The organism is Paenibacillus sp. JT22N1, from assembly GCF_059692155.1.
Map to the genome: position 1 here is coordinate 125,909 of NZ_JCAUAW010000007.1, position 24,859 is coordinate 150,767.

General features: G+C 45.0%; 23 protein-coding genes. 3 read left to right on the plus strand and 20 right to left on the minus strand.

The genetic code is table 11. The features are described 5' to 3' along the window. Positions 1-45: 45 nt before the first annotated feature. Positions 46-1,344 (minus strand): glutamate-1-semialdehyde 2,1-aminomutase, encoded by a 1,299-nt coding sequence (gene hemL, locus AC58UU_RS15585; protein ID WP_497317023.1) that lies wholly within the window; start codon positions 1,342-1,344, stop codon positions 46-48. 70 nt (positions 1,345-1,414) lie between these two features. On the opposite strand from hemL, the gene AC58UU_RS15590 reads away from it, so the two are divergent. Together AC58UU_RS15590 and AC58UU_RS15595 are read left to right on the plus strand one after the other, a co-directional pair. Then, positions 1,415-1,837 carry a Crp/Fnr family transcriptional regulator gene (locus tag AC58UU_RS15590; RefSeq protein ID WP_497317025.1) on the plus strand — a complete coding sequence of 141 codons (423 nt, stop codon included), beginning with the start codon at positions 1,415-1,417 and terminating at the stop codon, positions 1,835-1,837. Positions 1,838-1,881: 44 nt separating this feature from the next. Further along, positions 1,882-2,073 (plus strand): hypothetical protein, encoded by a 192-nt coding sequence (locus tag AC58UU_RS15595; RefSeq protein WP_497317027.1) that lies wholly within the window; start codon positions 1,882-1,884, stop codon positions 2,071-2,073. On the opposite strand, the gene hemG is transcribed toward AC58UU_RS15595, so the two are convergent. From hemG to lonB, 15 genes are all read right to left on the minus strand, one after another. After that, a complete protein-coding gene (gene hemG / locus AC58UU_RS15600; RefSeq protein ID WP_497317029.1) occupies positions 2,070-3,536 on the minus strand; it encodes a protoporphyrinogen oxidase in 1,467 nt (488 codons plus the stop codon). The genes AC58UU_RS15595 and hemG overlap by 4 nt on opposite strands. Further along, a complete protein-coding gene (gene hemH, locus AC58UU_RS15605) occupies positions 3,533-4,480 on the minus strand; it encodes a ferrochelatase (protein WP_497317031.1) in 948 nt (315 codons plus the stop codon). Before hemH ends, hemG begins: the two co-directional genes overlap by 4 nt. A gap of 1 nt (position 4,481) precedes the next feature. After that, the gene (gene hemE / locus AC58UU_RS15610) at positions 4,482-5,546 is read right to left on the minus strand and encodes a uroporphyrinogen decarboxylase (protein ID WP_497317033.1); all 1,065 of its coding nucleotides are present in this window, start codon (positions 5,544-5,546) and stop codon (positions 4,482-4,484) included. A gap of 197 nt (positions 5,547-5,743) precedes the next feature. Continuing rightward, entirely contained in the window at positions 5,744-6,736 is a 993-nt protein-coding gene (hemB, locus tag AC58UU_RS15615; protein ID WP_497317035.1) for a porphobilinogen synthase, read from the minus strand. Between the two features lie 68 nt (positions 6,737-6,804). Then, positions 6,805-8,337 (minus strand): uroporphyrinogen-III C-methyltransferase, encoded by a 1,533-nt coding sequence (gene cobA / locus AC58UU_RS15620; protein WP_497317037.1) that lies wholly within the window; start codon positions 8,335-8,337, stop codon positions 6,805-6,807. A 5-nt stretch (positions 8,338-8,342) separates the two neighbouring features. Next, on the minus strand, positions 8,343-9,293 hold the full coding sequence (gene hemC / locus AC58UU_RS15625; protein WP_497317039.1) for a hydroxymethylbilane synthase: 951 nt from the start codon (positions 9,291-9,293) through the stop codon (positions 8,343-8,345). Between the two features lie 80 nt (positions 9,294-9,373). After that, positions 9,374-10,045, minus strand: coding sequence for a precorrin-2 dehydrogenase/sirohydrochlorin ferrochelatase family protein (locus tag AC58UU_RS15630; protein WP_497317041.1), 672 nt, complete (start codon positions 10,043-10,045; stop codon positions 9,374-9,376). Positions 10,046-10,050: 5 nt separating this feature from the next. Continuing rightward, positions 10,051-10,881, minus strand: a complete 831-nt coding sequence (locus tag AC58UU_RS15635) for a cytochrome C assembly family protein (protein ID WP_171644803.1) — start codon at positions 10,879-10,881, stop codon at positions 10,051-10,053. 33 nt (positions 10,882-10,914) lie between these two features. Further along, on the minus strand, positions 10,915-12,318 hold the full coding sequence (gene hemA, locus AC58UU_RS15640) for a glutamyl-tRNA reductase (RefSeq protein ID WP_171693724.1): 1,404 nt from the start codon (positions 12,316-12,318) through the stop codon (positions 10,915-10,917). Between the two features lie 155 nt (positions 12,319-12,473). After that, entirely contained in the window at positions 12,474-13,010 is a 537-nt protein-coding gene (locus AC58UU_RS15645; protein WP_497317044.1) for an S-adenosylmethionine decarboxylase, read from the minus strand. Between the two features lie 126 nt (positions 13,011-13,136). Further along, on the minus strand, positions 13,137-13,544 hold the full coding sequence (gene speD, locus AC58UU_RS15650; RefSeq protein ID WP_028556978.1) for an adenosylmethionine decarboxylase: 408 nt from the start codon (positions 13,542-13,544) through the stop codon (positions 13,137-13,139). Positions 13,545-13,796: 252 nt separating this feature from the next. Next, positions 13,797-14,384: a non-ribosomal peptide synthetase module gene (locus tag AC58UU_RS15655; RefSeq protein ID WP_171644806.1), complete on the minus strand. Its 588-nt coding sequence runs from the start codon at positions 14,382-14,384 to the stop codon at positions 13,797-13,799. Positions 14,385-14,628: 244 nt separating this feature from the next. Continuing rightward, complete coding sequence (yihA, locus tag AC58UU_RS15660; RefSeq protein WP_497317046.1) at positions 14,629-15,288, minus strand: ribosome biogenesis GTP-binding protein YihA/YsxC; 660 nt, start codon at positions 15,286-15,288, stop codon at positions 14,629-14,631. Between the two features lie 23 nt (positions 15,289-15,311). After that, positions 15,312-17,657, minus strand: coding sequence for an endopeptidase La (gene lon, locus AC58UU_RS15665; protein WP_497317048.1), 2,346 nt, complete (start codon positions 17,655-17,657; stop codon positions 15,312-15,314). A 281-nt stretch (positions 17,658-17,938) separates the two neighbouring features. Then, a complete protein-coding gene (lonB, locus tag AC58UU_RS15670; protein ID WP_497317050.1) occupies positions 17,939-19,657 on the minus strand; it encodes an ATP-dependent protease LonB in 1,719 nt (572 codons plus the stop codon). A gap of 276 nt (positions 19,658-19,933) precedes the next feature. Between lonB and AC58UU_RS15675 the strand changes: the two genes are divergently transcribed. Further along, positions 19,934-20,629 (plus strand): N-acetylmuramoyl-L-alanine amidase family protein, encoded by a 696-nt coding sequence (locus AC58UU_RS15675; protein ID WP_497317052.1) that lies wholly within the window; start codon positions 19,934-19,936, stop codon positions 20,627-20,629. Here AC58UU_RS15675 and AC58UU_RS15680 read toward each other — a convergent pair. From AC58UU_RS15680 to clpP, 4 genes are all read right to left on the minus strand, one after another. After that, complete coding sequence (locus AC58UU_RS15680; RefSeq protein ID WP_497317346.1) at positions 20,622-21,359, minus strand: divergent polysaccharide deacetylase family protein; 738 nt, start codon at positions 21,357-21,359, stop codon at positions 20,622-20,624. The genes AC58UU_RS15675 and AC58UU_RS15680 overlap by 8 nt on opposite strands. A 287-nt stretch (positions 21,360-21,646) precedes the next feature. Then, positions 21,647-22,744 (minus strand): flavodoxin-dependent (E)-4-hydroxy-3-methylbut-2-enyl-diphosphate synthase, encoded by a 1,098-nt coding sequence (gene ispG / locus AC58UU_RS15685; protein ID WP_029194634.1) that lies wholly within the window; start codon positions 22,742-22,744, stop codon positions 21,647-21,649. A 96-nt stretch (positions 22,745-22,840) separates the two neighbouring features. After that, the gene (gene clpX / locus AC58UU_RS15690; protein ID WP_047675911.1) at positions 22,841-24,109 is read right to left on the minus strand and encodes an ATP-dependent protease ATP-binding subunit ClpX; all 1,269 of its coding nucleotides are present in this window, start codon (positions 24,107-24,109) and stop codon (positions 22,841-22,843) included. 12 nt (positions 24,110-24,121) lie between these two features. Further along, on the minus strand, positions 24,122-24,712 hold the full coding sequence (clpP, locus tag AC58UU_RS15695; RefSeq protein WP_171644814.1) for an ATP-dependent Clp endopeptidase proteolytic subunit ClpP: 591 nt from the start codon (positions 24,710-24,712) through the stop codon (positions 24,122-24,124). Between the last annotated feature and the right edge of the window lie 147 nt (positions 24,713-24,859).

Consider the following 24,859-nt stretch of genomic DNA (forward strand, 5'->3'; position numbering starts at 1 on the left):
CAAAGGACCTGGCCACGTTGGCCAGGTCTTTGTATGTTCACAAACTTATAATCGCTTCAAAGCTTCACGATGAGCATCGATGGTAGCAGCGATATCTTCATCGGAATGAACCGTAGATACAAACATCCCTTCGAATTGCGAAGGTGCAACCGAAACTCCCAAATCGAGCATATGGCCGAAATAAGCATTAAACTTAGCTAGATCAGACGTTTTGGCTGTATCGTAATTCGTGACAGCCTGCTCGGTAAAGAATGGACATATCATGGATCCAACTCGGTTAATTGTGCTTGCTACGCCAAATTCAGTGGCATTCCTTGCAAATCCAGCTTCCAGCTTCGCGGACTTGCGTTCCAGTTCCTCATAGGCATTGGGCTCACCCAATAAGGATAACGTTGCGAAGCCTGCAGCCATCGCTAGTGGATTGCCGGATAAGGTTCCCGCCTGATAGATTGGACCTGCAGGAGCAATCTGCTCCATGATGTCCAGTCGGCCTCCATAAGCGCCAACAGGGAGTCCTCCGCCAATGACCTTACCTAGACATGTTAAATCAGGTGTAACGCCGTACAAGCCCTGAGCGCAGTGTTTATGCACGCGAAAGCCAGTCATCACCTCATCGAAGATTAGCAAGGTGCCATATTGCTGAGTAATGGCACGTAATCCTTGTAAAAACCCTTCAGCTGGAGGCACTACTCCCATATTCCCTGCTATCGGCTCAACGATTAAAGCCGCGATTTCTTCCCCAAACTTTTCAAACACTAATTTAACGGATGCCAAATCATTGTAAGGCACAGTGATCGTATTCGAGGCCACGCTATGCGGAACCCCTGGACTGTCTGGAAGGCCAAGCGTGGCTACACCGGAGCCAGCTTTGATCAGTAATGCATCCGCATGACCATGGTAGCTTCCTTCGAATTTCACGATCTTGTCGCGCTTCGTAAAACCGCGGGCTAACCGTAGAGCGCTCATGGTCGCTTCCGTCCCTGAATTCACCATGCGAACCATATCAATGGACGGCACTCGTTCAATGACCAGCTTTGCCATTTCCGTTTCTAGAAGTGTCGGAGCACCGAAGCTTGTCCCTTTTTCGGCCGCTCCTTTAATGGCTTCCAGCACGGCAGGGTGAGCATGTCCTACGATTAATGGACCCCAAGATCCTACATAATCGATAAAAGTATTGCCGTCAATATCCGTTACGTGAGAGCCTGAGCCTTTCTCCATGAACAAAGGTGTTAAACCAACCGACTTAAAGGCGCGAACAGGACTGTTCACTCCCCCAGGAATGATCTTCTTAGCTTCTTGAAAGGCGGCCGAAGAGCGCGTGTCGATTCTACTCGAATTTTCCATAATTTCATACCCCCAGTAATCTATCTATGATAAAATGAGTTGACTTACAACATATAAAGGCGGTACCCATATGATCGATATCCTCAAAAAAGTACCTTTATTCTCCCAATTGAATGAAGAACAATTCAACGCTCTAGCTCAGATTTGTACAAGACGTTCCTTTACAAGGAGTACCGTCCTATTTTCCGAAAAAGAGGTCGGCTCCGTCTTTTATATGGTCCTTAGCGGTTCTGTCAAAATTTTCACAACTAGCAGCTCCGGCGAGGAAAAAATATTGTCCATCTGCAAATCAGGCGAAAGCTTTGGTGAACTTTCACTTATTGATGGCAAGCCGCGCTCTGCTTCGGCCCAAACTTTGGAGGACAGTGTGCTTCTCACATTGACAGGACAAAGTTTCCTCGATCTGCTACGCACTCATTTTGACATTACCCTCGGCATTATGCAAGAGCTCAGCAGTCGACTACGCGATACGAATCAACAAGTGTTCGACTGACCTTCTTAGACGTGAGAACGCGTGTTATCAAAAGTTTGATCAAAATGGCCAATAAGCATGGGTTGCGTAACGGAACGACGATAACGATTAAGCTCGTGCTTAACTTTGATGAAATATCTCAACTAGCCGGCGTACAAAAAGTGACGCTCATGCAGGTGATTCGTGATCTTGAAGAAAAGCAAATCTTGACCATTTCATCATCAGATTTCAAATTAGATCTGGCCAAGCTTCGTTAAATCGAACTAGCTGTTTCTACGGCTCCCTGAGACTGGTTTTGGATCAGATCTGCAAGCTGCCACGCAGCCTCTTTACCTTGCCTTATACAGTCAGGGAGACCCACTCCATGGAACCCCGCACCCACGATGAGGACTTGAGGCATAGCTGCAACAAGCTCTTCACGGAACTGTGCAATCTGCTCCAGATGACCCACAGGATATTGCGGCATAGAATGCATGAGGCGAGTTACATCCGTAAAGAGCGGTTCCGCCTTTAGTCCTAATAATTCCCGCAGATCATGACGAGCTTTGCTAACTAGTTGTTCATCCGACCACTCCGGCCACTCTTGCTCACCTGCACGACCGATATAACAGCGTAGAAGCACTTTCCCGTCTGGGGCTGTATGCAGCCATTTGGCCGATGTTAAGGTACACGCAGTAATCGTCCTGCCCTCGGTTTTCGGCACTAGAAAGCCAGAGGCATCCAGTTCAAAAGGGATGTCTTTACGATCGAAAGCCATAATAACATTCGCCACGGAAATGTAATCAATCTTCTTAAGTTGATTTGCTGCAGGCAAATCTGCTAACATCTTCGCTGCCTGATAAGTAGGCGTAGTTAGGATAACGCCATCTACTATTTCGCTATGCCCATCCTCAAAGTTAACCTCGGCTTGCTCTAGCCCCATTTTACGAACGGATACAACTCCAACGCCATTTCGTAGATCCACAGTCTTCAAGGCGTCTTCTAAGCCCGAAACCAACGTCTGAAGCCCCTTCTTGAACGTCACAAAAACCGAATTACGAACCGCAGAAGGTAAGTGGGCACTCTCTTCACTTACGTTTTTGCGGCTGGCCATCATCCCTAGAATTAAACTTCGATGCTTCTGCTCCATCGCTCGAAACTGTGGGAACGTTGCTTTCAAGCTAAGCTTAAACGTATCACCTGCATAAATCCCCGCTAGAAGCGGTTCCACGATACGCTGAAGCACTTCTTTTCCTAAACGGCGCTCCAGAAAATGCCCAAGAGATTCATCCGTCGATAAATCACGCTTCGGCAGGATCAAATCAAGTGCAGCTCGCATTTTACCTAATGGGGAAATGAGGCCCGTCTTCATGAACGGTGTCATTTGCGTTGGTATGCCGAGCACTAAACCAGGTGGCATGCGGTGCAGCTTGCCTTGACGTACAATGTAGGTCTTTTTCGCCCCAGGATTCGTTCCTGTAAGCTCATGTTCAAGCCCAAGATCATAAGCCAGATCAATAATAGGGCGCTTCCTTGCAAGGAAAGAATCCGGCCCCTTTTCAATGACGAAACCCTCTCGCGCTATGGTATGAATTTTCCCGCCAAATGTCGGGGACTTCTCCACCACAGAAATACGAAAAGGAGCTCCCGCTGACTCCAACCTCTTCTTTAAGTAAAAAGCTGCGCTAAGCCCCGTAATCCCCCCGCCAACAATCATGTAGTGAGGAATCCTAGTACTCATGATAAACTGGTGACCTCTTTCCATTTCTTGTAGACAACATCACTCAATGTTTCCAGGTACAGAGGGTCTGTATTTAGTGATTCTGTTCGTTCCAAATGCAGTCCAAGCTCTTTGGCAAGATCCTGTGCTTCAATATCTATATCATAGAGAACCTCCAGATGATCCGAAACAAAGCCAATCGGACATAGAAGTACATTCTTAACGCTTTCTTCTTGATTGATCTTTCGAATAACATCCAAGATATCCGGACCGAGCCACGGCATCGCCGTTTGCCCAGCGCTTTGCCAACCAAACTGCCAATTCGTCAGACCTACACGTTCAGCAATGACTTTGGAAGTGGCAAGCAATTGATCTGGGTATGGGTCTTTCATTTCAAGTATTTTCTCAGGCAAGCTATGTGCAGTAAAGATAACTCGCACATCATTTCGATTCACACCGGAGAATTTCTCCAAGGCTTTGTCAACACGTGTACTAAGGGCATCAACCAGTTTAGGATGAAGATGGTAATCAAGAACGAAATCAATCTTCAGTCCAAGCGCCTCTGCCTTATCTTTCGCTCTTTTCACGTAGCCGCCAACGCTCATTGTGGAGTAGTGAGGGGCAAGAACGACTCCCACAGCTTCCGTAATACCGTCCTTAACCATTTGCTCCACACCGTCTTCTACGTAAGGCTGAGCATGCTTCAGACCCTGATAACAGACGAATTCAAGGTCTGGATGTTCTTGACGAAGTGTATTCTCCAGGCCTTTAACCTGCTTGTTCGTATTTTCACGCAGCGGGAAGAACCCTCCAACAATTGCCTCATAACGAGCCGTTAATTCATGCAGCTGCTCAGGCGTTGGAGGATGCCCACGTCTAATATGTGTGTAATAAGCTTCAACTTGATCCAAACTTTCCGGAGTACCATAAGACATGACTAACACACCAATACGCTGACTCGCCATGCTAAACACCACTCTTTTCTGCTTGCTGAGTTAATACGGAATGTGAGTAAGTATGGATGAATGTAGTTAAATCCTTTAATTTCTCAAGCGATGCTTCCGGGAATAAGCCATGGCCAAGGTTAAAGATATAACCTGGTTGCTGGATCCCCTCATCAATAATGGCTTTCGCCTGTTGCTCAATTACACTCATCGGAGCTGTTAAAATATAGGGATCCAAGTTTCCTTGCACGGCAAAGCGTTCGCCAACTCTCGCGCGGCCTACAGAAATTGGAATCCGCCAATCTAGACCAATGACATCCGCTTGGATGTCTTTAAGATAAGGAAGCAGCTCCCCTGAACTCACGCCTGGGAAATAAATCTTTGGCTCCTTCAAATCCGCAAGTTCTTTGAAAATTCGCGTCATTGTCGGCAGCACATACATTTGGAAATCCACAGGAGAAAGCGCGCCAACCCAGCTATCAAATACTTGAACAGCTTTGGCACCCGCTGCGATATGCGCTCGCAAGTATGTAATGACCATATCACCAAGCTTCTCCATTAAGGCAAACCAAACGATTGGTTCGGAGTACATAAGCTGTTTCGTACGGATATAGCTTTTGGATGGCTTACCTTCAATCAAATAGCTCGCAATCGTAAATGGCGCACCCGCAAATGAGATGAGGGGAACCTCAAGCTCCTTGTCTAAGATACGAATCGTTTGAATGATATGCGATAAATCTTTCTCCACATCGATAGGACGCAGGCGCTCAACATCTTGCGCTGTACGAACTGGCGTATGAATCACAGGACCCACATCTTTGACAATATCAAAATCGACCCCAAGTGAAGCAACGGGATTCATAATGTCCGAATATAAAATGGCCGCATCAACACCCAACTTTTTAATGGGCATCATGGTAACTTCCGCGGCTAGCTCTGGTTGCTGACAAATTTCGAGCAGTGAGTACTTTTCTTTGATTTTGCGATAATCCGGATCGTAACGTCCAGCTTGGCGCATATACCAAACGGGCAGCGTATCTACCTGTTCTTTTCGGCATGCTTTAATAAAATTATCGTTGTAGGTCATGAGGCACCTTCCTCTGGGTTTCCATCTATTCTCATTCATTATGCCCTAATTATACCCCTGTCACAACTGAAGTAAGCTTATGTTTTGCGACAAAAGTATGACAAAAGAACCATTCGCACTAAGACTACATGCTGATCGTTTCCTCCGGAAACTGCTCGCCTTTGCATCTTAGGTGAATGGCTCTATTTGGAAATTTGCTATTTTTTCAAATAACGAGCAATATCTTTTGCAAAATAAGTCAAGATAATATCAGCACCAGCACGTTTGAAGCTCGTCATTGTTTCCATTACGATAGCCTCCTCATTAACCCAGCCCTGCATGGCCGCAGCCTTAATCATCGAATATTCCGCACTCACATTATAGGCAACAACCGGTAAATCGAAGTTATCCTTCAGCATCCGAATGATGTCCATATAAGCAAGAGCTGGTTTCACCATTAGGAAATCAGCACCCTCTGCAACGTCACTTTCCGCTTCACGCAAGGCTTCGCGTCCGTTGGCTGGATCCATTTGATACGTTTTGCGGTCACCGAATTGAGGTGTTGAATCCACAGCATCTCGGAATGGACCGTAGTAAGCCGATGCATATTTAACGGAATAGGCCATAATCGGTGTATTCTCATAGCCAGCTTCATCTAAACCTGAACGAATCGCATGCACATAGCCGTCCATCATATTGGAAGGAGCGATAATGTCTGCACCCGCTTTGGCTTGCGATACAGCCGTACGAACCAACAGCTCCAAGGAAGCATCATTTGCCACATCCGCCTGTCCCGTAACGGGATGATGATGAATAACACCACAGTGACCTGTATCCGTAAACTGACAAAGACACGTATCGGCAATAATGAGCAAATTCGGGTTCAATTCTTTAATAAAACGGGTCGCTTGCTGAACAATGCCATCATCCATGAAAGCGGAAGTTCCAGTCGCATCTTTATGATCCGGAACTCCAAACAAAAGAATAGCTTGAATGCCGAGCTTTGTAATTTCTTCGATCTCTTCTTGCACTCTGTCTAAAGAAAAATGATAAACACCTGGCATCGAAGCAATTTCTGACTTAATGTTCGTACCATGTGTAACAAAGATCGGTTGTACAACATCGTGAACAGTCACTTGATTTTCACGTACAAGATTACGAATAGCTGCATTGCCGCGTAAGCGGCGATTACGAACGATAGGGAAACTCATGAAGAATTCCGCCTCCTTATTGGCGTTCAGATGCAGATCCTTAGGAAGCTGCATCTGAGGCATTTTTATTATTTATGTTGAGCAATGCTTTGTACTAATGACGCAACAGTAGCCTCTTCAGCCAAATACGTAACCGGTAGTCCACATTGACTTGCGGTCTCTGCAGTTTTGGGTCCAATACAGGCAATTTCAACCCCTTGCAGCAAGGATAGCGGTTCTTCCACACCCAGCTGACGCAAGGCTTCAAGTAAATTTGTAACCGTAGATGAGCTTGTAAAAGTTATGATATGAATGCTTTGATTTTGCAGAAGATGAATGATTTCATCCCCATCTTCTGTTGTAAGTACATTTTCGTAGACATCGACTTCGGTTACTTCAAGACCAAGTTCTTTGAGCTTAGCTGGCAAATAATCACGCGCCAGATCAGCCGTAGGTATTAGCACCTTCTGACCTGCTTTCAAATCAGCTTGAATGGCTTCCAGGATACCCTCGCCTTGATATTTGGCCGGGAGTACATCCGCAATGATGCCACGCTCAGCTAGCGCTTCGGCTGTTTTCGGGCCTACGGCTGCAATGCGAGCTTTCCCCATTTTGCGAACATCAATCCCTTTTTCACGCAGCCTTCGAAAAAAATACTCCACACCGTTTACGCTTGTCAGTAACACCCAGTCAAATTCTTGAAGCTTGTCTAGCGCCAGATCCAATGCTTGAATGGCCTCAGGGCGACTTGGCGGTTGTAATCGAATAACAGGGAATTCGACCGCTTCTCCACCCATGTCATCGATTAAATCCACAAGCTCACTTGCCTGACTTCTAGCTCTTGTGACAAGCACTCGACGCCCGAAGAGCGGCTTCTTCTCTATCCAGGCCAGCTTCTCACGCAGCTTAACAACTTCACCAACGATAATAACGGCTGGTGATTTGAAATTAGCTTCTCTTACCTTCTCCGTAATATCAGCTAAGGTTCCCGTAATTGTTTGTTGATCTGCCCACGTTCCCCATCTGACGAGCGCAACAGGCATTTCCGGCGGTTTGCCGCAGCGAATCAATTCGCGACAAATTTGTTCAAGATTCGCAACACCCATCAAGAAGACCATGGTGCCGATCGCCTTAGCTAGATGCTCCCAGTCCAAACTGGAATAGGTCTTATTCGGGTATTCATGACCGGTAATAATCGCAAAGGATGAAGTGAAGTCGCGATGGGTGACTGGAATACCCGCATAAGCAGGAACCGCAATCGAGGATGTGATACCTGGTATAATATCGAAGATCACATCATTATCTGCGAGCAGCTCCGCTTCCTCGCCCACTCGACCGAAGACGCTGGGATCGCCGCCTTTGAGACGAGTCACAACTTTTCCCTGAAGGGCAAGATCTACTAGCAATTGATTAATTTCTTCTTGCTTTAGTATATGTTTGTCCGGAAGCTTTCCGACAAAAATCAGCTCAGCTTCCGGTCTACGATGCTTGAGTAGACGAGGGTTGGCAAGCCGGTCATAAACGATGACATCGGCTTTCTGAATGGCTTCCATACCGCGAACCGAGATGAGTTTAGGATCTCCGGGACCCGCACCAACGAGATAGACTCTTCCTTTGTTCACGATGCTCACTTCCTTACCTCAGCCAGGATACGTTCTGCGCCTTGCGCGATAAGCTTATCAGCGACAAGCAAACCTAGCGCTTCCGGATCGCTCCCGGAAGCCGTTTCCTTGAGCATGGTGACGCCATCCGGCGTACCGACCATGCCCGTTAAAGTGAGCAGCGGCACCTCTGATTCGCTGCTGCTATCTTCGCTTATGCTCGCATAAGCGCCGAGCGGCACCTGGCAGCCTCCATTGAGTCTGCCAAGGAAAGCCCGCTCCGCTCGCACCGCGAGTGCGGTTGGCTCATGCTGGAACCTGCCCAGCAGGTCCAGCATGAAGGCGTCGCCGCCCCGGCACTCGATGCACAGCGCCCCCTGCCCTACGGCAGGGAGGCAGATCTCGGGCGGCAAGTACGCGCTGATGCGATCCTGCCAGCCGATCCGGTGCAAACCGGCCGCGGCAAGCAGAATCGCATCGAAGTTTTCATCATCGAGCTTGCGCAGCCTCGAATCAATGTTCCCGCGGACCGACTCGATGCGGAGGTCCGGGCGGAGGTGCTGCAGCTGGCTAGCGCGCCGCAGCGAGCTGGTGCCGACGAGCGCGCCTTGCGGCAGCTCGTCCAGGGAGCGGTGCCCGCGTGTGATCAGCGCATCGCGCGGATCCTCACGCTTCGGCACCGCTCCTACGACCAGCCCTTCGGGTAACTCGAAGGGCATATCTTTCATGCTGTGGACGGCCATGTCGATGTCGCCGTCCACGAGTGCCTGTTCGATTTCCTTGACGAACAGACCCTTACCGCCTACCTTGGACAAGGTGACGTCCAGTATGCGGTCGCCCTTCGTGACAATTTTCTTTATTTCAAATTGACAAGCAATCCCATGTTCAGCTGCAAGCTGTTTTAAGAGCTCCACAACTTGCCCTGTCTGAGTAAGTGCCAACGCGCTTTGCCTAGTTCCTACGATGATTGTTCTCATCTCTACCCGCCTCCCTGTACTTGCTGCCCGATATCCTTGATAGCTGACCAAGCAGATAGATCCGTACCTCTATCTCCAACTTACCCCTGCATCCAAGGTTCTTTCTCTAAGGTTATGTAGAGCTTCTCTTTCCAAATCTCAAACGTACCCTCGCGTATTTTGGCGAGAACGTCCCATTCAAGCATCTCTTTAAATACACGTTGTCTAGCTTGTTTATCGGCCACCCTACTCTGAATCAATAACCGCAAATCACTAAGGAAATCGAGGTAAGTTTCATACTCCTCACCATAAGCGTTGTCTAATTCTTGAGCGATTTTACGAGCAGCCGAAGGGCTAGCTCCACCTGTTGAAACCGCAATAACTAACTTCCCTCTTCGAACAACAGAAGGCACGATGAAGGAGCTCAATTGAGGTTGATCAACAACGTTAACTAGCTGCCCCTGACGTGATGCTAATTCATGAACGTGAGCATTAACTTTCGCATCATTCGTTGCAGCTACAACCAAGATGTAGGGCGCAAAATCTGAGCTTTCGTCGAGCATGATCGATGGATGGAACATTTGCCTATACAGAACCACTTCAGCGTGGTTCTCCATCTCGATAATCCCCTCAGAAAATTCTGTGCTTACGATCGTTACATGGGCACCTGCTTGCAGCAATGATTTCACCTTTCGTTCAGCCACAGCCCCGCCGCCGACAACTAAACATCGGCGTCCAGACAGATTCATCATAATTGGATAGGGATGATTCATCGTCGTTAGCTCCATATCCAGCCATGAAAACCTGAAACCAGATTAGAAACCACAAAATTGAGAACAACAATCAAGAATGCAGCGAGGTTCCATGCTGCCAGTTTATTACCCGAAATACGCATAGAATGCTGCTGGAATAAATAGAAAGCATACGCGGCCAATACAAAAAATGAATTAATCACCTTAGGATCATAAAGTAAATTACGATCTCCCTCCAGTACAACCCAGACCACACCCAGACTTAAAGCCATAAGAAGCAATGGTGCTCCGATAATAACTGAGAGATAAGTGTAATGCTCAATTTTCTCAAGTGAAGGTAATCTCATAACCGTTTGAGAAAATTTCTTCGCTTTCAACATTTTGTGTAAAAACACATACATGCCTGAGAAAATAGCTGCAATCGAGAATGCCACGTAACTGCCAATCGCTAGGGTAATATGGATAAATAATAGCTCATCATTGATGTCCCAATCGGGCTTAATTGGCGTTACATTCGGATTACCAAATACATTCAAAGCCAAAATGGCAAAACCAAGCACATTCACAAAAAATACAAACAACTCAATGCGGAAAAATCGGTTAATCAACAGTGAAATCGTGACAATCAACCACGAAAACATAAAAAGTACGTCCGACCGGGCAAATGCCCATTCCGTCAAATGACCGTACAAGTTAATTCCTAAGTAAGCGGTTTGTAGAACCCATACAAACAAAAGCAGCCCCGTCCCCATCCGTTTTGCGCTTCGGTTCGCATTAGCGAAATCCGAAAAGTAAAACAATAGGCTCAGGGCATACATATAAATCATCGCATCAAACAACCAGCTACGTGTTACCATGGCACCTCTCCTAGGCGATTAGCGCCCTTTTCTTCAAGATTGGGCTAGAACATCAGCGTTCTGTAAACTAAGCACGGATAACTTGTCATCCAGCATCTGCTTAGCTTCAACTGCTTTATGCCCGGCTTCTAGTTCTTGTGCTAACTGATTGGCTTGCTCTTGTTGTTCAAGGGTCTCTTCCAGGGCAAACAGTTTCGTGAACAGCTCAAGCGCTTCATCACCATGACGCTCTCCCGCCATTTCCTTAATTCGAAGGATCGGGTCTCGCAGCACTTGATTCACAATGCTTTTCGTCAATTTACGAATAACTTTAATTTCACGTTCATCTAAGTCAGGCAGCTTCTTTAGCATGTTATCCATCGTCTCTTCGTGGATCTGACTCGCTTTCGTTTGAAGAGCACTAATGACTGGACTTACACCTAGCGTCTTCGTCCATTGTTCGAAAACACCCATTTCAGACTCAATCATCGTTTCAATCTTTGCTGCTTCTTTCTTTCTCTCTTGCAAATGCTTATCTACGATATTCTCCAGATCATCGATATCATAAAGAAAAACATTTGGTAAGCCGCTAATTTGTGGATCTAGATCACGAGGTACAGCAATGTCCATCATGAAAAGCGGACGTGATTTTCTCTTTTGAACATAGGACTGAATATCGTTCTTCGTAAGAACATATCCCGGAGCGCCTGTCGAGCTAATAATAATATCCACTTCCGCTAAATGCTCCAGCATGTTATCCATGGTACATGGAATGCCGTTAAATTTCTGGGCCAATTCTGCTGCACGTTCAAACGTACGGTTAACCACGATAACTTTGTTAGCGCCATTCGCGTAAAGGTGCTTCACAGTGAGTTCGCTCATCTTACCAGCACCAATGATCATAACAGTCTTGTTCATATAGGTACCGAATATTCGTTTACCAAGTTCCACCGCGGCGTAGCTGACGGAAACTGGATTATTGCTAATGCCTGTTTCGGAGTGTGCTTTTTTGGCAAGTGTCACGGATTGCTTAAACAACGTATTGAAATAAGCCCCGGTTGCTTTCATATTTTGAGATGATAAAAAAGCATCCCGCACTTGTCCTAGAATTTGGGTTTCCCCTATAACCATGGAATCTAAACCGCTTGTTACGCGGAATAAATGTTCAATCGCTTTTTCATTTTCATACATATATAAATGCTTTTGGAATTGATCCTTACTGACTTGGAACCAACGTTCAATGAAGTGTGTCAAGTAATGACTGCACATTTGCGGTCGATCCACAACAGCGTAGATTTCCGTGCGATTGCAGGTGGCGACAATTACACACTCCAATATGCTTTTCGTGTCTTTCAATTCTGCCAATGCCTTAGGTAAATCCTGCTCGGAAAAAGCGAACTTCTCCCGAATTTCTACCGGGGCCGTACGATAATTCAAGCCAAGTGCGATAATATGCAAAGGTACCACCTGCCTTTCCGTCTATTTCTATGAACCATTATAGCACAGCAAAACAAGCAATCCGACAAATTTTTTGTATAATTTATGAATGCTTCATTCTGCTCGTTAGTTTTAACAGCATTCCGTTCCTATATACCTCTATTGGCACAAACTCTTTATTGAAGTGCTTTTTTTCGTATAAAAGAGGTTAAATTTCGATCCAGCTCAGTTAGCTTCGTATTTTGGGACGAAACAATATCGCCATTTGAAGCCATGAGTTTCTCATACAGATCGTACAAACTCTTGTACTGAACCCAAACTTCCTTCAAAGTCTGGATCTCATCTGGCTTTAACGTTCGCTCTCCCCCCACCTGCAGACGCTTCAAGTACTGCGTTAGCTGGGTCATACTGTCCAGTGAAGTCAGATATTCGCTTCCTCCCGCAGCAAGCACCATGCGTTCATGCGTATAACTTGCCGAGTAAAGGGCTTGCCCCACAGCATCCAATCCTTTGGTATCTTTGCTTTGAGCAGCTTCCTCCAGATAGCTCTTCAGAAGTTCCATCTGAAACAGAGATACTTGATACAGTAGATGGGTAGCGTCATGCTCTTCTTTATGAGGACCAAGTATTTGAACGAGCTGATAGATTGGCCAGATGATGAGAAAGAGTACAATACTGTAAATCACTGCTTTTCTAACTATTTTCTGTTTCAAATCCGTTCCCCCAGTTCATGATTGCTTCATGTTCGGACATGTGTCGCAATAACATTGTATGGGTATCTGGACAAACAAATAACCACGGATTTCTCCGTGGTTATCGTTATTGTTATGCGCAGATTCTTATTTAACAAGCTCTGCTTGCTTTATTTCAGGAGTTTCTACTTGCAGTTCACCCATTCCGCGAACTAATTTCTTCGCATAGAATGTTTCTGGTTTCAATACGGATACCATAAAGTCAATTGCTAATTGAGGGTCCACTGTCTCACCGCATGTATAACAGTCAAGCGCGGCAAAACCTCTCTCAGGATAAGTATGAATGGAGAGATGACTCTCGGACAACATAACAAGTACAGTTGCTCCTTGTGGTTCAAATTGCTTGGATTGTACAGATAGTACGGTTGCTCCGCATACCTCGGCAGCTTCTACCATCTGAGCCTGCAGCCAATCTGCATTGTTCAGAAGTTCGAAATCTACCCCCCAAGTATCTACAGCAACGTGTCTTCCGAAAGTTGAGTATTCTGTTTCCATCTTTCGGTTCCCCCTTCCTAGGAATAAAATGTCTGAAAAAAATTTCATCCGCTAGGACCTACGTCATTCACTTCCCGAGGGTATAATCTCTCGCAACATTCAATGTCCTGAGTGAATCCTGGTTCCTATATTGTTTCAACGAGAATAAAAATAACATCTATCGACGAGAAATGCAATAGTTTTTTTTGCTAAATGCCTTAAAACAAAAAAGACCCTTAAAAGGGTCTATTGTAATTGTGGGTATATGTGTAGTTAAGCCTCCAATATAAACAAACGATGCGTTAGCTCATTGAGGCGAGTGTCAATCTGTTGATGTTCTTCCTGCTGCTGCAGCATATTGCGCAAATCTAAAAGATGGTTTATTTGATCGTAGATCATTTCAATTTCTTGCTCGACTTCTCTCTTTTGGAACATTTGCTGCATGAGACCAATGGTGTCTTTGTACTCATAGATAACGGTCAACAATTGCCCTTTGACTTCCTCGATTTTAACGACGGTTCCACGTTCATAGTAGTAAACCATTGTATAACTAGGGTAAATTCGGTTTACTGTTGCGCTTCCTTTAAACTCTGACACTGCTTTACGCATCAAATTAGCAAGTAAGGTGTTACTTAATCTGCAGGATCCTGTGCATTCATATAGGCCCGATTTCTTCTCAAATGAAAGGACGATTTCCTGACCTGCTCCATCTTGAAAAACAACCTCTTGGTTGCCATTTTCCAAGACTTTCACTTGCAATGTCACTTGATGATCCACAAACATTTGAAAAAACCTGAACATCTCGGCTTCTGTTAACTGGAGGCAGGTTTTGACATATTCAGTCGCTAACCTTTGTGCCATAAAAATCCCTCGATTCTTTGTTTTCAAGCCATTAACTATTACCTTGTTTATTATTATACTACATGCGCCTCTAATATTCCTGCGTGCAATTCATTATAATCAGCCAAATATTCTGAAAAAACCAAGGAATTACGGAATGCCAGCAAATTTTCCCCAGTAAACCTCGCTTTCCCGTATGCTTCTTCTTGATTTTCTCTGTCTTTTGACGTCCTTCTTATCCTTACACAAAAAACCGCCCTATGAATCAGGACGGTTCTTGTTCTTTATCTTGTTCTTGCTCGATCACGAGTTCATTTGCTTCTTCAGGCTCTGGCTCTCCATAAGCAATAGCTTGCTCTAGAATCCCCCACAGCTCGTCTTTGCCGAGCCCAAGCTCCGAGGAAAACATCAAGGGCTGGACACCCTTATCCATTCCCAATGTTTCTCGAACAATCTTGATATGCTTTGGCCATCTGCTTTTCGGGATCTTATCGGCCTTGGTCGCAACGACAATGACTGGCACATCATTATGTCTTAGCCACTCGTACATAGCTTGATCATCTTTGGAAGGAGGATGCCGCAAATCAACTAATTGCATAACAAGGCGCAGTGTTTCTCGATTCATTAAGTAGCTCTCAATGAATTTCCCCCACTGCTCCCGTTTTGTTTTGGAAACTTTGGCATAGCCATAACCTGGAAGATCTACGAAATATAAGTCCTGGTTGATTTTATAATAGTTAAGTGTTTGGGTTTTGCCGGGCTGTGAGCTGGTTCTGGCCAAATTTTTGCGGGATATCAAACAGTTAATGAGTGAGGATTTCCCGACATTAGAACGCCCTGCCAGAGCAATCTCTGGCAAGGCATCCTCTGGATATTGACTAGGTCCAACCGCACTGATAATAAACTCAGCTTGATTGACTTTCATGGATGTTCAACTACTTTCTATCGTTATCCGACTTGCACGGGAGGCTTATTTTTGACAAGCGCATGTTCAAGCACTTGATCCATATGGCTAACTGGAATGAAGGTCATCTCGGCGCGGACACTTTCTGGAATTTCGATGATGTCTTTCTCATTATCCTGAGGCAGCAGGATGGTACGGATACCAGCTCGATGTGCAGCGAGCGCCTTTTCTTTGAGTCCTCCGATTGGAAGAACTCGGCCACGCAATGTAATTTCACCTGTCATAGCAACCACACGAGAAACAGGAATATTCGTCAATGCTGAAATCAATGCCGTAGCCATCGTAATTCCTGCGGATGGACCATCCTTAGGAATAGCGCCTTCAGGGATGTGAATATGGATATCGTTCTTCTCATGAAAGTCAGGTGCAATGCCAAACACATCAGCCCTCGTGCGTGTATAACTGAAAGCAGCTTGAGCGGATTCCTTCATCACATCACCGAGTTTACCCGTCAAAGTCAATTTGCCTGTTCCAGGCATAACGGTGACCTCAATAACTAAAGTATCCCCGCCAACTTCTGTCCAAGCAAGGCCTGTCACAGCACCTATTTGATCTTTCTCTTCTGCTACATTATAGCGGAACTTGCTCGGTCCTAGATAGTCCTTCAAGTTTTCTTCCGTTACATGTACTGGTGTAGTTGGGTCAGACACGATCTTTTTGGCCGCTTTACGATTCATACCTGCAACCTGCTGCTCTAAATTACGAACGCCCGCTTCACGTGTATATTCACGAACGATTTTCATTAAGGCATCTTCATCCACAACAAGTTGTTCCTCTTCTAAACCATGGTCACGCTTCTGCTTAGGCAGCAAATACTTTTTCGCAATTTGAAGCTTCTCAATCTCTGTGTAGCCAGGAATGTAGAGAACCTCCATCCGGTCTAACAGTGGGCGAGGAATATTGTGAACAGCATTCGCCGTTGTCACGAACATGACATTGGACAAGTCAAACGGAACTTCAATGAAATGATCACTAAAAGTGCTATTCTGCTCGGGATCAAGAACTTCAAGCAATGCCGAAGCCGGATCGCCGCGGAAATCCATTGCCATTTTATCAATTTCGTCTAGCAAGAAAACAGGATTATTCGTACCAGCGTTCTTCATCCCTTGGATAATCCGTCCCGGCATAGCCCCAACATACGTACGACGATGACCGCGAATTTCGGCTTCATCTCTTACCCCGCCAAGCGAGATACGAATGAACTGTCTTCCCATGGATCTAGCAATCGAACGAGCAATTGAGGTTTTACCAACGCCCGGAGGACCAACTAAACAAAGGATAGGTCCTTTCAGCTTCTTAACAAGCTTCTGTACCGCTAGATACTCGAGTACCCGCTCCTTTGGCTTATCAAGGCCGAAATGATCCTCATTCAAGATTTCCTCGGCTTTATCCAAATCCAAGTCATCTTCCGTATTTTTGGACCAAGGCAGTCCCAACAGCCAATCAATATAGTTGCGGATGACGCCTCCCTCGGCAGATGTCGCTGGCATTTTCTCTAGACGGTCGATTTCCTTCTCAACCTTCTCGCGGACTTTATCTGGCAATTCGGCTTCCGTCAACTGATTACGTAGGTCATCTACTTCACCTGCGCGGCCTTCCTTATCGCCAAGTTCCTTCTGGATTGCTTTCATCTGTTCGCGAAGGTAGTATTCCTTCTGCGTTTTTTCCATTTGTTTCTTAACACGTTGACTAATTTTACGTTCAAGTTCAAGCACTTCTCGCTCATTGTTTAAGATATTGAGCATTTTCTCGAGACGCTCACGCACATCTACGGTCTCCAGAATCTCTTGTTTATCCTTAATTTTGAGCGATAAATGGCTGCATATGACATCTGCTAAACGGCCTGGTTCATCAATGTCAGATACAGCAGCAAGCGTTTCCGGTGTAACCTTTTTCGACAAATTAATGTAATGCTCGAATTGGCTTAGTACACTTCTCATGAGCGCATCGATCTCAGGATCGGTTATTTCTTGCTCCGGTAATTCCTTAGCCGTGACTTCATAATATTCATCATTCACAAGGTATTCAACAATCTCAGCACGCAAAACGCCTTCTACTAAGACACGAATGGTTCCATTCGGTAGTTTCAGCATTTGCCTTACCTTAGCAATTGTCCCGATGCGATAAATATCCTCTTTGGCAGGTTCTTCTATGTTGATCTCCGATTGAGAGCAGAGGAGAATCATGCTGTCATCCACCATTGCCCGCTCGAGTGCTTTAACCGACTTTTCTCGCCCTACATCCAGATGTAGAACCATGCTCGGATAAACCAGCAGTCCCCTAAGAGGCAATAGCGGCAATCTGCGCACCTTGATTTTTCCGGGTCCCATCCTCTGCACCTCCATTTATAGGGATCTTTGAGCAGAGCTCAAAGTCTCTCAGATTTGGATCTTTGAACGGAGTTCAAAGTCTCTCCGCTTTATGGATCTTCGAACGGAGTTAGAGTTCTCTCCGCTTCGGATCTTCGAACGAAGTTCGAATTGTCTCCACTTTGGATCTTTTAAAGTCAATTATTTCTCTACCCCTCGTTGCCCTTTACATTTTATCAAAACTGCAAACAAAACACCAACTGGCACTCTGACGTATCATGTAAGGTTACCTCTACACTGATTTAGGAGTCAATTGTATGTTGTGAATTAGCATGTAAAATGGGTAAAGACGTAGCCGGAATCGTCCTTTCCGAAGCAAAAGGCAAGTGTATCACATTATCATGAAGCTCTAAGCCTAATGCCACTTCCAGCACTTCCTCGATCGAGTCAGCAGCAAGCACTTCTACCCCCGGCAAATTAGCGAACATTTCTTGCCAATTTTCTTTAGGGATAATGACTTTGGTAGCTCCCGCTTGGAATGCAGCTTCGACCTTTGCTACAACACCGCCAACGGGTTTAACTTTACCATGGATACTCATTTCTCCCGTCATTGCCAATTTATTATCGACAGGTATTTTATGTATTGCAGATGCAATAGCTGTCGCCATGGAAATGCCCGCAGAAGGTCCATCGATAGGCACTCCGCCAGGGAAGTTAATATGCAGATCATAATCTGACGTATTAAATCCAAGTTTGCGAAGGACTGTCAGCACATTTTCAACCGATCCGCGCGCCATACTTTTTCTGCGAATGGTTCGAGAGCCTCCTCCCATTTCCTCTTCATCTACAACACCCGTAACATTAAATTTCCCAGTACCTGCAACGGTAATTGGTATCGCGGTCACTTCGATCTCAAGTAGTGTACCCAAATTAGGACCATACACAGCTAATCCATTGACGAATCCAATTTGCGGTTGGGCTGGTATTTTTCGCTCAGGTCTAGGTGGAATTTGCGATGAATTTACAACCCACTCAATGTCAGCTGCGGTAATCTCATCTCGCTTATCCGTTAAGGCAATACCCGCGGCAAGCTGAATCACATTCACAGCCTCTCTGCCATTGGTTGCATATTTCATTACAACTTGAACAGCAGCTTCACATTTCTTGAAGCCAATCTTATCAAGGGCTTTCCGAGCAATTTCCCCCACCTCACCTGGTAAAAGAGGACGGAAATAAATTTCCAAGCAGCGGGAACGGATAGCTGGAGGAATCTCGCTTGGTGTACGTGTTGTAGCCCCTACTAAACGGAAATCAGCAGGAAGTCCATTTTGAAATATATCATGAATATAGCCTGGAATATTCGTATCCTCAGAGCTATAGTACGCACTCTCTAGAAATACTTTACGATCTTCCAGCACTTTTAATAATTTGTTCATTTGTGTGGGGTGTAATTCACCGATCTCATCGATAAATAGAATCCCGCCATGCGCTTTTGTTACAGCACCTGGTTTAGGCTGTGGAATCCCCGCAACCCCCATTGCACCAGCACCTTGATAAATAGGATCATGAACTGAACCGATTAACGGATCAGCAATTCCTCTTTCGTCAAAGCGTGCAGTCGTGGCATCGATTTCTGTAAATTTGGAATCCGGACGGAAGGGTGACTCCTGATTTTTCTTAGCTTCTTCTAAAACGACACGAGCCGCAGCCGTTTTACCAACACCAGGCGGACCATAAATAATGACATGCTGCGGATTGGGACCGCATAGCGCAGCTTTTAGGGCTTTCAATCCTTCAATCTGGCCAACGATATCCTGCATGGAGGACGGTCTTGTTTTCTCTGAGAGCGGTTTTGTTAGCGAAATAGATCTCAGCTTTCTTAACTTCTCCAATTCTTTCCTGGACTCTCTATCGACAGCAGACCGGTTCGTCTGTTGATTACGCAGCAAATTCCAGAAATACAACCCAATTACAACGGCAAAGAAAACTTGAATTACCATAAGAATAATACTTAAACTCATTTGTCATAACCTCCTAAGAGTTTTGCTTTAGCAAAACGTTCATCGTAAGCATTGGCTGAGTTTTCGCTAGAAAACTGTCTTCATAAGCGTAAGCTGAGCTTTGCTTTGGCAAAACTGTCATCGCAAGCAGTAATTTTTGCTAACTTCATCAAACAGCTCAGCTTTTTTGTCATAACTTCCATTATTCCCGTGTAAAAGAAGGTTAATCCATTTCATGCAAACTTTTGCGTGACGTATGATAGCCCCCTTACAGAAGAAGGATAAGAGTAGATATTCTTGCAAAAGGACGTGGTTCGATTGAAGCAAAGCTTGTTGATTCTGGTACTTTTCCTTTGTCTGTGTAAAACATCAGATGCTTACGCTTTGGCTAATGATCCCTTGCTACCTAGTGCCGATATCATTATCGACGTAGGGCATGGGGGCATAGATAGCGGTGCTTTACACGGTAAATTACAAGAAAAAGATATGAACCTAGCCATATCCAAAAAAACATACAAGCTCCTTAAGAAAAAGGGATATCGCGTCATTATCAACCGAACGGAAGACTACGCATTAAGTGAAGATAACAAGTGGTCGTTCGGTGGAAGACATCGCAAGGATTTAGCGCAGCGTTCCGGACTCGCCAACACCATTAAGCCAAAAATGATGCTAAGCATGCATATTAATTGGTCCAGAAAATCAGATCGAAGAGGACCACTTGTCATTTATCAAAATCAATCGGACAGTATTTTGCTTGCTCAACTTTTGCAGGAATCCCTGAATCGTGTTTATGGTATGGAAGAAAAGCCTGTTCTAGGTAAAAAGTATTATGTGCTCAGGCACACAAAATGCCCAGCAGTTATCGTTGAATTAGGGTTTATTTCCAATAAAACAGACCGCAAGCTGCTGAATGATTCTCATCATCAAGCCAAGCTAGCAAAAGCCATTACTCAAGCGATAGATCAATATTTAGCCATGATTCATCCTAATTAGCATTTAGCTTCATTGTTTGTGAAATCGGAACAAAGGTAGCTTCCTTTTGAATGATCGGAATAGCCTCTTTGATGACTTGGGCTGTCTTTTTCCCTGGTGGACCTACATGTCCGATCGCGATGACCAAGTCTCGTTGATGGATTAATTTCTTAAACTTCACCATTTGCTTACTGATGTGACTGTATGTGTAAAGATCATCGAAGAAAAGTTGATTCTCTGAATATGGAACTCCACTTTGCCCAGCTAGCTTGCCGATTAGGCTTTTTGGAGTAGTACGGCTATCTAATAAAATGAGATTTTTCTCTTTGCAGATTTCAACGAGAATTTTCATCACTCTCTCATCCGCAGTAGCCTTGGATCCCATATGATTATTAATTCCTATTACATAGGGAATATCTTCGATTGCTGCTACGATCCGTTTGTGAATCTCTTCATTCGATAAGTCAGTAGTAATGGCTCCTGGACCTAACCAGCTCTTCTTACCCCTCACAGGCTCCATAGGTAGGTGTAGAATGACTTCATGCCCCTTATCGTGCGCTAATTGAGCATCTTGTTTGGAAGAGGGCAGGAATGGCATGACAGCGACAGTGAAAGGGATGGGGAGATTCATCATCTCTTTGGTGCCGTCCATATTATTGCCAAAGTCATCAATGACAATGGCCACCTTCTTCGTCTTGATCTCAACTGCATGCTGTGAAGGCATTGGCACATTCGAGGCACCTGTATGCATGGGTAAAAGAAGCAAAAAAATCCCTACGATTACCGTAAGGGTAATGTGACGAGCAGTCCTATACTTGCTTAGCAAATTCATAGCATCTCCTTGTTTGCATGTAATCGTTAGAAAAACTTACTTCAAATGAACAAGCTTTCCAGTTTTACTCATTATGCTTCTCTTGCGCTACAAATATGCGTAAGAGGTCAATCATTGGATCTGAATCTCCAACACAGCACAAAAAAACCGTTAAAAGCACCTCACCCGAGGCACCTTTAACGGCTTCTTCTTTAACATATATGCTATTAGTGCTTACGTCCTGGAATAACACCTGTTTTTTCATAAGAGTCTACGATGATATCAATTTCTTTCTTCAACTCTGCGAGCAGTTCTGCTTCAGGAACCTTGCGAATCATTTCTCCATAACGGAACAGCATTCCTTCGCCACGGGCACCTGCAATCCCAATATCGGCTTCACGCGCTTCACCTGGACCATTTACTGCGCAGCCAAGTACAGATACCTTAATCGGCACTTTGATCTTTGCAATATAATCCTCGACCTCGTTAGCGATTGAGAACAAATCGATATCCAAGCGGCCACAAGTAGGACAGGATACAAGAGTTGCAGCATTGGTAATTAATCCAAACGTTTTCAGAAGCTCGCGAGCCACTTTAATCTCTTCTACTGGGTCCGCGCTAAGCGAAATTCGAAGAGTGTTACCGAGTCCCATATTGAGCAGCGTTCCGATACCTGCCGCACTCTTCACAGCCCCTGTAAAGAGCGTTCCGGCCTCTGTAATCCCAAGGTGAAGTGGGTAGTTGAAAGCTTTAGCCGCTTGGGAATAAGCTGCAATCGCCATAGGAACATCGGAAGCTTTGAGTGAAACGATAATATCATGGAAATCAAGCTCTTCCAGAATGTTAATGTGGAACAAGGCACTTTCTACCATAGCCTCAGGTGTTGGGTACCCATACTTTTCGAGAAGATGATTCTCTAGTGAGCCAGCATTGACCCCAATACGAATTGGAATGCCACGTTCCTTACAAGCTTTAACAACCGCTTCTACCTTCTCGCGGCGGCCGATATTACCTGGATTGATACGCACTTTATCGATGCCATTCTCAATAGCAGCAAGCGCTAAACGATGGTCAAAATGAATATCCGCAACGAGTGGAATATGAATTTGTTTTTTGATTTCTTTGATTGCCTCAGCAGCTTCTTTGTTGTTAACAGTAACACGAACAATTTGGCAGCCTGCTTCTTCCAAACGAAGGATTTCTGCTACTGTCGCCTTCACATCCGCAGTCTTCGTTGTACACATACTTTGCATGATGACTTCATTACTGCCACCGATCGTCAAATCGCCTACACGAACGGCCCGCGTATCTTTTCTATGGAACATTATGGTTTCTCTCCCCATGACACCAAACATCCTCCGCTCCAATCCCATTAACAGGGGATCGGATTGGAGGCTGTGTGTAATTTGTGAAATTATGGGTTACGCACTTTCTTCTTTCTTCTTACCAGTCGCCTGCGCGCCATCTTTGGTCGTCAAAACAGGAGTGATCTTGTTTTGAACCGTTTCCTTAGATACCACACATGTCGTGACGTCTGTTCTCGAAGGGACTTCGAACATCACATCAAGCATAATGCTTTCAATGATAGCTCTCAGACCGCGCGCGCCAGTATTACGTTTGATCGCTTCTTTAGCAATGGCATCAAGTGCCTCTGCGTCAAATTCGAGTGAAACGTTATCCATCTCAAGCATCTTCTGGTATTGCTTCACGAGCGCATTTTTAGGCTCCGAAAGAATACGCACAAGGGCTGGTTCATCCAGCGGCTCTAGTGTAGAAATGACCGGTAAACGACCAACGAATTCCGGGATTAAACCGAATCGTAAGAGATCTTCCGGAAGCACCATGGATAAGTACTCGCCTGGTTTCAAATCAACTTTAGCCCCATCTGTGCTAAAGCCAATTACTTTTTTACCGATTCTGCGTTTGATAATTTGCTCAAGACCGTCAAAAGCCCCGCCGCAAATAAACAGAATGTTGGTTGTATCAATTTGAATGAATTCTTGATGCGGATGCTTACGTCCACCTTGAGGAGGAACAGAGGCAACCGTACCTTCAAGAATTTTGAGCAAAGCTTGTTGAACACCTTCACCGGAAACATCTCTTGTAATGGACGGGTTCTCGGATTTACGTGCCACTTTATCGATCTCATCAATATAGATAATGCCGCGTTCGGCTTTTTCTACATCATAATCTGCAGCTTGAATCAATTTGAGCAAAATATTCTCAACGTCTTCGCCCACATAACCAGCTTCTGTTAATGAAGTGGCATCCGCGATAGCAAAAGGAACATTCAGAATTTTGGCAAGCGTTTGCGCTAGCAACGTTTTACCGCTTCCTGTAGGTCCTAGAAGCACGATGTTACTTTTTTGAAGCTCAACATCTTCCAATTTGTTTTGCGAATTAATACGCTTATAGTGGTTATATACCGCTACAGCCAGCGATTTTTTCGCTTGCTCTTGCCCGATCACGTACTGATCCAAAATATTGCGAATTTCTTTTGGTTTCGGGACATCTTTCAGATCAAGCTCTTCTTCATGCCCTAATTCTTCTTCCACAATCTCCGTGCAAAGCTCTATACATTCATCACAAATGTAAACTCCCGGACCTGCAACAAGTTTGCGAACTTGGTCTTGGGATTTTCCACAAAAGGAACATTTGAGTTGGCCTTTTTCATCGTTAAATTTAAACATGGGATCACTCCTTTATTTCAAGTCGTTTCGAGTGATAACCTCGTCGATTAACCCGTATGCCTTCGCTTCATCAGCGCTCATAAAGTTATCTCGGTCGGTGTCTCTTTCGATCTTTTCAAGCGGCTGTCCCGTACGGTCCACATAGATCTGGTTGAGTTTATGTTTCGTTTTGATAATCCAATCCGCGTGGATTTTAATATCGGTTGCTTGACCTCTTACACCGCCGAGCGGTTGGTGAATCATTACTTCTGCATTCGGCAGCGCGTATCGCTTACCTTTGGCACCTGCTGTTAATAGCAGAGAACCCATACTTGCAGCCATACCTACACAAATCGTTGATACATCTGGCTTAATAAACTGCATGGTATCGAAGATACCCATTCCAGCTGTTACAGATCCACCTGGTGAATTGATATATAAGTGGATATCCTTATCCGGATCCTGAGCTGATAAAAAGAGCAGCTGGGCAATGACCAAATTAGCCACATCGTCATCAATAGCGCTCCCAATGAAGATAATGCGGTCCTTTAATAAACGCGAGTAGATATCGTAAGAACGTTCCCCACGAGCCTCTTGTTCAACAACCATAGGAATAAGACTCATTGTACCAACTCCTTTTGCGGCAATAGCCAAGTTCTCTCAATTGAGATTCAGATACAGTTTAACACGTTTGAACAGCAAAGTCATTTTTTCAGAGAACTGCTATGTATGAGGGTATTTCTTATGGTCTTGGGCAGTTTTGGGGCTAAA

Bases quoted from the DNA above. Each gene is read 5' to 3' on its own strand.
- hemL (WP_497317023.1), bottom strand. From the start codon at position 1,344: ATGGAAAATTCGAGTAGAATCGACACGCGCTCTTCGGCCGCCTTTCAA.
- AC58UU_RS15590 (WP_497317025.1), top strand. From the start codon at position 1,415: ATGATCGATATCCTCAAAAAAGTACCTTTATTCTCCCAATTGAATGAA.
- AC58UU_RS15595 (WP_497317027.1), top strand. From the start codon at position 1,882: ATGGCCAATAAGCATGGGTTGCGTAACGGAACGACGATAACGATTAAG.
- hemG (WP_497317029.1), bottom strand. From the start codon at position 3,536: ATGAGTACTAGGATTCCTCACTACATGATTGTTGGCGGGGGGATTACG.
- hemH (WP_497317031.1), bottom strand. From the start codon at position 4,480: ATGGCGAGTCAGCGTATTGGTGTGTTAGTCATGTCTTATGGTACTCCG.
- hemE (WP_497317033.1), bottom strand. From the start codon at position 5,546: ATGACCTACAACGATAATTTTATTAAAGCATGCCGAAAAGAACAGGTA.
- hemB (WP_497317035.1), bottom strand. From the start codon at position 6,736: ATGAGTTTCCCTATCGTTCGTAATCGCCGCTTACGCGGCAATGCAGCT.
- hemC (WP_497317039.1), bottom strand. From the start codon at position 9,293: ATGAGAACAATCATCGTAGGAACTAGGCAAAGCGCGTTGGCACTTACT.
- AC58UU_RS15630 (WP_497317041.1), bottom strand. From the start codon at position 10,045: ATGAATCATCCCTATCCAATTATGATGAATCTGTCTGGACGCCGATGT.
- AC58UU_RS15635 (WP_171644803.1), bottom strand. From the start codon at position 10,881: ATGGTAACACGTAGCTGGTTGTTTGATGCGATGATTTATATGTATGCC.
- speD (WP_028556978.1), bottom strand. From the start codon at position 13,544: ATGGAAACAGAATACTCAACTTTCGGAAGACACGTTGCTGTAGATACT.
- AC58UU_RS15655 (WP_171644806.1), bottom strand. From the start codon at position 14,384: ATGGCACAAAGGTTAGCGACTGAATATGTCAAAACCTGCCTCCAGTTA.
- yihA (WP_497317046.1), bottom strand. From the start codon at position 15,288: ATGAAAGTCAATCAAGCTGAGTTTATTATCAGTGCGGTTGGACCTAGT.
- lon (WP_497317048.1), bottom strand. From the start codon at position 17,657: ATGGGACCCGGAAAAATCAAGGTGCGCAGATTGCCGCTATTGCCTCTT.
- lonB (WP_497317050.1), bottom strand. From the start codon at position 19,657: ATGAGTTTAAGTATTATTCTTATGGTAATTCAAGTTTTCTTTGCCGTT.
- AC58UU_RS15680 (WP_497317346.1), bottom strand. From the start codon at position 21,359: ATGCATACAGGTGCCTCGAATGTGCCAATGCCTTCACAGCATGCAGTT.
- ispG (WP_029194634.1), bottom strand. From the start codon at position 22,744: ATGTTCCATAGAAAAGATACGCGGGCCGTTCGTGTAGGCGATTTGACG.
- clpX (WP_047675911.1), bottom strand. From the start codon at position 24,109: ATGTTTAAATTTAACGATGAAAAAGGCCAACTCAAATGTTCCTTTTGT.
- clpP (WP_171644814.1), bottom strand. From the start codon at position 24,712: ATGAGTCTTATTCCTATGGTTGTTGAACAAGAGGCTCGTGGGGAACGT.